We start from the raw sequence: 8,071 nt of genomic DNA on the forward strand, positions 1-8,071 counted from the left end.
ATGTCAACGGATTATTTAGTAAAAGCGCTTGCCTTTGATGGAGGTATTCGCGCGTATGCAGTACGTTCAACAGAAACAGTAGGAGAAGTTCAACGCCGTCACCATATGTGGCCAACTGCTACAGCGGCACTGGGTCGTACAATTTCAGCAACTGTTATGATGGGTTCCATGTTAAAAGGTGAAGATAAATTAACGGTTAAGATTCAAGGTGATGGTTCTTTAGGTCCAATGGTCGTAGATGCCGATGCAAGAGGGAATGTACGGGGATATGCGACAAATCCTCAAACGCATGTCCCACTCAATGATCAAAATAAATTGGATGTAAGAGGAGTAGTGGGCACAGAAGGGACTCTTTCCATTATTAAGGATCTCGGACTAAAAGATTACTTCACTGGTCAAGTGCCGCTTATTTCCGGGGAAATAGCAGAAGACTTTACGCAGTATTTCGTTGTTTCTGAACAAATCCCGTCTGCTGTTGCCCTCGGTGTATTAGTAAATCCCGATAATACAGTTAAAGCTTCAGGCGGATTTATTTTACAGGTGATGCCAGGAGCGACTGATGAAACTATTACGCATTTAGAGAAGAAGCTTTCGAATGTTACTCCAATATCTACGTTGATTGATCAAGGGTTGACACCGGAAGAAGTGTTAATCGAAGTTTTGGGAGAAGAAAACATGGAGTTCCTTGGTACTACGGATGTGAGATTCGAATGTGAATGTTCTCGAGAACGTTTCGGAAATGCCATTCAGTCTCTTGGACAACAGGAAGTACAAGCAATGATTGATGAAGATCACGGGGCAGAAGCGCAATGTCACTTCTGTTTGGAAACATATCAATACTCAGAAGAAGATCTACAACAATTTATAGACAATATGTCTTCGGCAGAAGATTAAGGTCACCATGATTCACCCGCCAAAGACAAGTGATGTGGCGGGTGTTTCGTTTTATATGAGCTAGTAACTTTGGAATGTCGGATACAGTGACTATGACGAGTGGATGGAGAGAAGCTGACTTAGAGAGTCTTGCGGCTTGCGCTTCCAGACGATACGCTTTCCGGAGGGGACGCGGTGGACCGTCAAGCGCTGCGAGTTACACCTGTCAAATGCAAAGATGTGCTCCTTCTCGCTGCGCTTCACTTCACTCGCAAAAGCCGTCCTTCGCTACGGCTTTTCCTGAGCCTCCCGGAGTCGATCGTCTGTAAGCTCCAAGCCGTACTTTGTGTGTGCAAGACAGGTTGATCACTCTTTATAGGTAGTGAAAACCAAGTAGACTTGTCTGATACAATGCGATCGTTTTTGAAGTTAAAAAGCGGTGAAGTGTTGCTGGCTACTATGACTGTTTCGATGAACTGAGTGGAAAAAGAAATGACTCTATACAAATTCGTCAGGCAATCTAAAGCTTTATCTACACTGTTCAGGAAGCGTAATTTGCCATCCTTCATTTCTGGACGAACACAGACTGACTTACGAACACAAACTCAAGGATTCTCCCGGAAGAACCGGCGACTCCTGGAGGATCAGGACGACAGGCGTAATCGCCAATGCACTTCTGGCGAGTCCGCCGCGCCCCCTCAGGAAAGCGTCCGGTTTCTCTCGGGAGAATCCTAGCACGTACACAACTTTTCTGCACCGCAAAGGAGAAGTCACTTCCGCCACCCTAACTTCTGGACGAACACGAACTAAACAATTCTAAATAATTTATTTGACAATTGAAAAAGAAGGTAGTATTATTAAGTCAATAAAACATATAAAAATACTAGGTATTAGGAGCGGATTATATATGAGTAGAGTTGGAAATTCAGTCGTTGATTTAGTAGGAAACACACCACTAGTAAAATTGAATCGTTTAACAGGATCGGAAGATGCGGATGTTTATTTGAAATTAGAGTTCTTTAACCCTGGTTCTAGTGTAAAAGATCGTATTGCACTTGCTATGATCGAAGCAGCTGAGAAAGACGGTAATTTACAAGAAGGCAGTACCATAATTGAACCGACGAGTGGTAATACAGGAATTGGTTTGGCAATGATTGCCGCTGCTAAAGGATATAAGGCTGTTCTCGTTATGCCTGATACGATGAGCCTGGAGCGACGTAATTTATTGCGCGCTTATGGTGCAGAGCTGGTCTTGACGCCGGGAGCGGAAGGTATGAAAGGTGCAATTGGTAAAGCGGAAGAACTATCATCGCAAAATGGTTGGTTCTTACCACAACAATTCAATAATGAAGCAAATCCAGAAGTCCACCGTTTAACGACAGGACCTGAAATTGCGGATGCTCTTGACCGTGTAGATGCATTTATCGCAGGAATCGGAACTGGCGGTACTATTACGGGTGCTGGTGGTGTACTAAGAGAACGTTTCCCTGACATCAAAATTGTAGCAGTTGAGCCGGAAGATTCTGCAGTATTATCAGGCGGCAAACCAGGACCGCATAAGATTCAAGGAATTGGCGCAGGTTTTGTTCCGAAAGTATTGAATACAGACATTTACGATGAAATCATTCAAATTTCTAATGATGACGCGTATGATGTCGCTCGACGTGCAGCGCGTGAGGAAGGAATTTTAGGTGGCGTGTCTTCCGGCGCGGCGATTTCAGCAGCACTTCAAGTAGCCAAGAAGCTAGGTAAAGGCAAGAAAGTAGTAGCGATTATTCCGTCCAATGGGGAACGTTACTTAAGCACTCCGCTTTATCAGTTTGACGAAGAATAAAATAAGTGAGATCAGTAGCTTAGAAAGGGTTGTCCGGAAAATCAGTGCGTCTGATTTTCTGTGATGATCCTTTTTTTCTACTTTATTCATAGCGCTTACAAATATGTAAGAATCTCTACGCTTTTATCATGCAGTGCAATTCTGTATAATTAACACGAAGCACGATTGCTTGCTATACATAAGAATACAAAAATAAAAAGTGTTTGGGGAGGCTTACTGTGAAGAAAAAATGGGGCTTATTAGTCTCTGCTTTGATTATCATTGCGATGGTTACCGTTATCATTTTAACTAACCGAGAGATCAAAAAAGAAACTGATGGAATGGACGGTTATGAAAGTGCGATGATGGAAGATATGCCGAAGGATGAAGTAGAACGGCTTCCTGAAGATTGGCAAGTAGCATCATCTGCCGAAGAAACGGGTCTAGACCAAGGAGATCTCGCACCAGACTTTGAATTGACGACGCTTGATGGAAAGACTGTTAAATTATCCGACTATCGCGGAAAAACGGTATTGCTTAATTTCTGGGCATCTTGGTGTCCGCCTTGCCGCTCGGAAATGCCGCATATGCAAACGTATTATACAGAGCAAAGCGAAGCAGACAATGTTGAAATACTTGCCGTCAATATGACGAAGACCGAGAAGAACAAACAACAAAGCGCTGAGGAATTCGTTGAAGAATATCAACTATCATTTCCTATTTTGTTAGATAAACAGTCTGAAGTTATGAAAGCGTACTTAGTGAAAGTATATCCCACAACTTACATTATCAATGAAGAAGGGGTAATAAAAGATAAGATGATGTTCCCTTTAGACGATAAACTGCTAAAAGAATCACTAACAAATAGTAAATGAGATGGATTAAAGACATTCAAGGGGGAACATCATGAAAACAATTGCTTACCAGACGGCACCAATGACGAAAGATGAATTCTTTTATGCGTATCAACACCTTGCTAGACGAGAGAACCGACACATTCTACTCGAAAGTGGTCGTGGCGGAGAAATGTGTATTGCAGGATTTGATCCGCTAATTACTGCACAAGCGAAAGGTCCAGATACTGTAGTAGAGTGGCGTGACGGAAAGCAGGAAGTACGTGCGGGTGATCCAATTGCTGTATTAACTGACATATTATCATCGTATAATCTAACGCATATCGAGAATTTGCCCACTTTCCAAGGGGGAGCGCTCGGAATGATTAGCTACGATTATATCAGACGATACGAAACGTTGCCTATACTTGCCACTAATGATCTATCAACACCAGATACGTACTTTTATTTATTTGATCAATGGGCAGTGCTGGACGTTCAGAGTGACAACGTATACTTTATGGCATTGCCGGAGAAGCAATCTTCATTAGCCACGTTGCATGACCAATGGACGACGGCTGTTACAGAAGGTCTAGATGCGAGAAAGTTTAGTGCAGGACAAGCGATAGATGTAGAAGTGACAGAAGAAGATTTAGCTGTCTCGGTTACAGGAGAGCAATTTGAACAGATGGTGCGGGATGTACAACAATACATCGCGCAAGGAGAAGTTGTCCAAGTAAATCTGTCAGTCCGTCAATCTAAGCCGTTACAAGCACCTTCTTTACTCATGTATGAAGCTTTACGTTCGTTTAATCCTTCACCTTACATGGCATATATGATGACGCCGGATTTTGAAGTCGTTTCTGGATCGCCGGAACTGTTGCTGAAAAAACGCGGCAATGAATTGAGCACGCGGCCGATCGGTGGAACACGCAAGCGCGGAGTAACTGAAGTGGAGGATCGAGCATTGCAAGATGAACTCATTTCCAATACAAAGGAAAAAGGGGAACATAAAATGCTGGTGGACTTGGAGTGTGCAGATTTTGAAGGTATTTGTGAACCAGGGACAGTCGAAGTAGACGAATTTATGGTCGTTGAAAAGTATTCTCATGTGATGCATTTAGTATCGAATGTCCGCGGAACTGCTGCAACGCAGAATCATGCAGAAATTATTCGTGGTGTATTTCCGGGAGGATCCATTACCGGAGATCCGAAGTTACGGACAATGGAAATCATAGAAGAATTAGAACCAACGCGTAGGGGGTTGTATACAGGCTCTATCGGCTGGATTGGATTTGATGGGAATATGGAGCTGAATATTACAATCCGCACAGCGTATATTCAAAACGGCATAGCGCATATTCAGGCTGGAGCTGGTCTGGTCCCTGAATCCGATCCGGCCGCAGAATATCAAGAATCGTTAAATAAGGCGAAAGCGTTGTGGCAAGCGAAAGAAATGGCGGAACAGGTAGCAAAAGAAGGTCAGTTCCAATGATTTGCTGGATGAATGGAAAGCAACTGCCTGCTGATGAGTTACGAATATCTCCTTATGATCATGGATTTTTATATGGTCTTGGTTTTTTTGAAACATTTCGCACATATAAAGGGGAAGTTTTCCTCTTTGAAGCGCATATGATTCGATTGAGAGAAGCACTATCAGAATTTCGAATTTCGTTACCGTACAATGATGAAGACATTCGTCAAGCGATACATTCGCTATACGTAACGAATGGAAGTGAAGACGGTTACTTCCGGTTAAATGTTTCGGCTGGAATTCATGATATCGGGTTAGCGCCTGCTTATTACGAACATCCGGAAATAATCATCTTTCAAAAGCCGCTTCACGTAGCAGTCCCTCATACTGAAAAAGAAGGTGTCTGGCTGCGGACTACGCGCAATGAACCGGAAAGTTCGATTCGTCATAAGTCCCATCAATATGCGAATAACGTAAAAGGTCGTTTAGAATTACCATCGTTACAAAAGACGGAGGGTTTTTTCGTTACCGCAGAAGGCTTTATAGCGGAGGGCATCACGTCCAATATATTTTGGGCGAAAGAAAATATACTGTATACTCCTTCGCTGGACACAGGGATTTTGCCCGGAACTACGCGCGCATTTGTTATTCGATTGGCGAATGACGCAGGATACACTGTCCGAGAAGGTCATTTTTTAAAGCTGCATCTAGAATCTGCACAAGAAGTATTTATCACAAACGCAATCCAAGAACTTGTGCCAATTCGTGCTGTAGGAGAGACAGTTTTTTTAGGCAATAAAGGACCGATCTACCGACACCTGCTGGCAGACTATCAACAAGCCAGTAGTCAAATGAAAGTGAGTGACTAGTAATGGAACTGGAAAAAGCACGAACGACTTATACATTTGGTGAAACGACAATTAACTTTGCGGAAGAAACGGTTATTATGGGTATTTTAAATGTCACACCAGATTCTTTTTCTGATGGCGGAAAGTTCGGTATGCTGGACCTTGCTTTAAAGCATGCACGTCAAATGCTAGCAGATGGTGCAAAGATTATTGATATTGGTGGAGAGTCTACCCGACCGGGGCATACTCCGGTATCATTAGAAGAAGAATTGGAACGAGTCATACCTGTTATTGAACTATTAACAAAAGAGTTAGGCTGTGTCATCTCGATCGACACTTATAAAGCAGCTGTAGCCGAAGAAGCGATACAGTCAGGAGCCAGTATTATTAATGACGTATGGGGAGCGAAGCGTGAACCTGGTATAGCGGAAGTAGCAGCACGCTATGGTGTTCCTATCGTTTTAATGCATAACCGTGAAGATAGGGAGTACCAGTTACCGTTTATGGATGCGGTGGTCGCAGATTTGCAAGAGAGTATAGCGATTGCAAAGCGGGCCGGTGTGAGTGAAGACATGATTTGGTTGGATCCTGGCATTGGTTTTGCGAAAGATACGGAGCAGAACATTCTTGCTATGCAAGGATTACCGGCAATAGCGGATCTTGGATATCCCGTATTGCTAGGTACATCCCGCAAGAAAATGATTGGCAATGTGCTAGATGTGCCGGTAGAAGAGCGCATTGAAGGAACGGGGGCGACAGTGTGTTATGGAATTGAGCACGGTTGTCATATTATGCGTGTGCATGATGTGAAAGAAATCTCGCGCATGGTCAAAATGATGGATGTATTGACTAAAAAAACTGTTTTCACTGGGTAAACGACAAAATGGAGGGATTTCATGGATTATATTCATTTGAATGATATGGAGTTTTACGGTTACCACGGTGCGCTGCCAGAAGAGAATAAATTAGGACAACGTTTCCGGTTGACGGTTTCATTGGCGACTGATCTTGCGGAAGCGGGACAAACGGATGATCTTTCAAAAACAATGAATTATGCCGAAGTCTATGAGATGTGTAAAAACATCGTGGAAGGAGAGGCCGTTCATTTAATTGAAACTGTCGCGGAAACAGTGGCAGGAACGATTATGACAGACTTTGCCGAAAAGGTGAATGGTGTCCGCGTCGTACTGATTAAACCGGACCCGCCGATTCACGGACATTATGCGTCTGTGGCGGTTGAAATTACAAGGGGGCGCTTCGTGTGAATACCGCCTATTTATCGATGGGTTCGAATATCGGCAATCGCTTGGAACATCTAATACAAGCGGTACGCCTATTACATGAGCATGCTGCTATTAACGTGAAAAATGTATCTTCGGTGTACGAGACAGAGCCGGTCGGATTGACAGAACAAGCAAAGTTTTTAAATATTGCTGTAGAGCTCGAAACATCATTGGAAGCAACAGAACTGCTGAGTGCCTGTCAGTTTATCGAGAATAAGCTCGGTAGAATGCGTAAAATTCGTTGGGGTCCGCGTACAGTGGATTTAGATATTCTTCTATATAATAATGACCAGATACAATTGGAACACTTAATTATCCCGCACTTGCGTATGGCGGAGCGGGCTTTCGTTCTTGTTCCCTTAGTAGAAATCAACCCGGAATTGAAGAATCCGGTTTCGGGTGAATTGTATCGACAGCAACCTGCTCTGAAAGAAGAAGGAATTGTACTTTGGAAGAAAGTCGCTTGCGTAGAGGAATTCTTGCAACCGAACTGATTACTGAACTGCTCTTATAAAGGGCAGTTTTTTTACGTGAAAATCATGTGTATAATGGTTTGCCCTTTTGTTAGAGAGGTAATTTGTGTACAATAGTTGCAGACGGCTTGTCCTGAGAAGATGGCGGGCTAAAGTATGAAGGAGTGAAAGGGAATGTCCCATTTGGAGGAAATGAATGATCAACTTTTGGTGAGACGCCAGAAGATGAATGATATACGAGAAAGTGGTTTAGATCCGTTCGGTGCCCGTTTCGAGCGAACGCACCTAACGAAAGAGATTACCGCAGAATATGGAGAGTTATCAAAAGAAGAGCTAGATGACACAGAGCATGAAGTAACGATTGCTGGTCGTATTATGACGAAGCGCGGTAAAGGTAAAGCCGGATTTGCGCATATTCAAGACTTAGGCGGTCAAATTCAGATATATGTACGTCAGGATGCAGTCGGTGAAGAC

General features: G+C 43.3%; 9 protein-coding genes (1 of these 9 cut by a window edge). All 9 read left to right on the forward strand.

Annotation, left to right across the window (positions count from 1 at the left end; translation table 11 throughout):
* Positions 1-894, forward strand: a complete 894-nt coding sequence (gene hslO, locus DV702_RS14075) for an Hsp33 family molecular chaperone HslO (protein ID WP_114925320.1) — start codon at positions 1-3, stop codon at positions 892-894.
* Positions 895-1,780: 886 nt separating this feature from the next.
* Positions 1,781-2,707, forward strand: a complete 927-nt coding sequence (gene cysK / locus DV702_RS14080) for a cysteine synthase A (RefSeq protein ID WP_114925321.1) — start codon at positions 1,781-1,783, stop codon at positions 2,705-2,707.
* A 218-nt stretch (positions 2,708-2,925) separates the two neighbouring features.
* A complete protein-coding gene (locus DV702_RS14085; RefSeq protein ID WP_240315631.1) occupies positions 2,926-3,561 on the forward strand; it encodes a peroxiredoxin family protein in 636 nt (211 codons plus the stop codon).
* 31 nt (positions 3,562-3,592) lie between these two features.
* Positions 3,593-5,014, forward strand: a complete 1,422-nt coding sequence (locus DV702_RS14090; RefSeq protein WP_114925322.1) for an anthranilate synthase component I family protein — start codon at positions 3,593-3,595, stop codon at positions 5,012-5,014.
* The gene (gene pabC, locus DV702_RS14095; RefSeq protein ID WP_114925323.1) at positions 5,011-5,862 is read left to right on the forward strand and encodes an aminodeoxychorismate lyase; all 852 of its coding nucleotides are present in this window, start codon (positions 5,011-5,013) and stop codon (positions 5,860-5,862) included. The genes DV702_RS14090 and pabC overlap by 4 nt, the downstream gene beginning before the upstream one ends.
* Positions 5,863-5,864: 2 nt before the next feature.
* A complete protein-coding gene (gene folP, locus DV702_RS14100; RefSeq protein WP_114925324.1) occupies positions 5,865-6,716 on the forward strand; it encodes a dihydropteroate synthase in 852 nt (283 codons plus the stop codon).
* 21 nt (positions 6,717-6,737) lie between these two features.
* A complete protein-coding gene (folB, locus tag DV702_RS14105) occupies positions 6,738-7,106 on the forward strand; it encodes a dihydroneopterin aldolase (RefSeq protein ID WP_114925325.1) in 369 nt (122 codons plus the stop codon).
* 17 nt (positions 7,107-7,123) lie between these two features.
* Positions 7,124-7,618, forward strand: a complete 495-nt coding sequence (folK, locus tag DV702_RS14110) for a 2-amino-4-hydroxy-6-hydroxymethyldihydropteridine diphosphokinase (RefSeq protein ID WP_114925953.1) — start codon at positions 7,124-7,126, stop codon at positions 7,616-7,618.
* Positions 7,619-7,771: 153 nt separating this feature from the next.
* A protein-coding gene (lysS, locus tag DV702_RS14115; RefSeq protein WP_114925326.1) for a lysine--tRNA ligase crosses the window boundary here: on the forward strand, positions 7,772-8,071 show its 5' end (the start). The gene runs 1,191 nt beyond the window's last position; the window shows 300 of its 1,491 coding nt (coding positions 1-300); its start codon is at positions 7,772-7,774; the stop codon falls past the right edge of the window.

It is taken from the genome of Sporosarcina sp. PTS2304, assembly GCF_003351785.1.
Classification (GTDB): Bacteria; Bacillota; Bacilli; order Bacillales_A; family Planococcaceae; genus Sporosarcina.

What these genes read in the sequence shown, in the direction of transcription:
- hslO (WP_114925320.1), top strand. Translation starts at nt 1, where the DNA reads ATGTCAACGGATTATTTAGTAAAAGCGCTTGCCTTTGATGGAGGTATT.
- cysK (WP_114925321.1), top strand. Translation starts at nt 1,781, where the DNA reads ATGAGTAGAGTTGGAAATTCAGTCGTTGATTTAGTAGGAAACACACCA.
- DV702_RS14090 (WP_114925322.1), top strand. Translation starts at nt 3,593, where the DNA reads ATGAAAACAATTGCTTACCAGACGGCACCAATGACGAAAGATGAATTC.
- pabC (WP_114925323.1), top strand. Translation starts at nt 5,011, where the DNA reads ATGATTTGCTGGATGAATGGAAAGCAACTGCCTGCTGATGAGTTACGA.
- folP (WP_114925324.1), top strand. Translation starts at nt 5,865, where the DNA reads ATGGAACTGGAAAAAGCACGAACGACTTATACATTTGGTGAAACGACA.
- folB (WP_114925325.1), top strand. Translation starts at nt 6,738, where the DNA reads ATGGATTATATTCATTTGAATGATATGGAGTTTTACGGTTACCACGGT.
- folK (WP_114925953.1), top strand. Translation starts at nt 7,124, where the DNA reads ATGGGTTCGAATATCGGCAATCGCTTGGAACATCTAATACAAGCGGTA.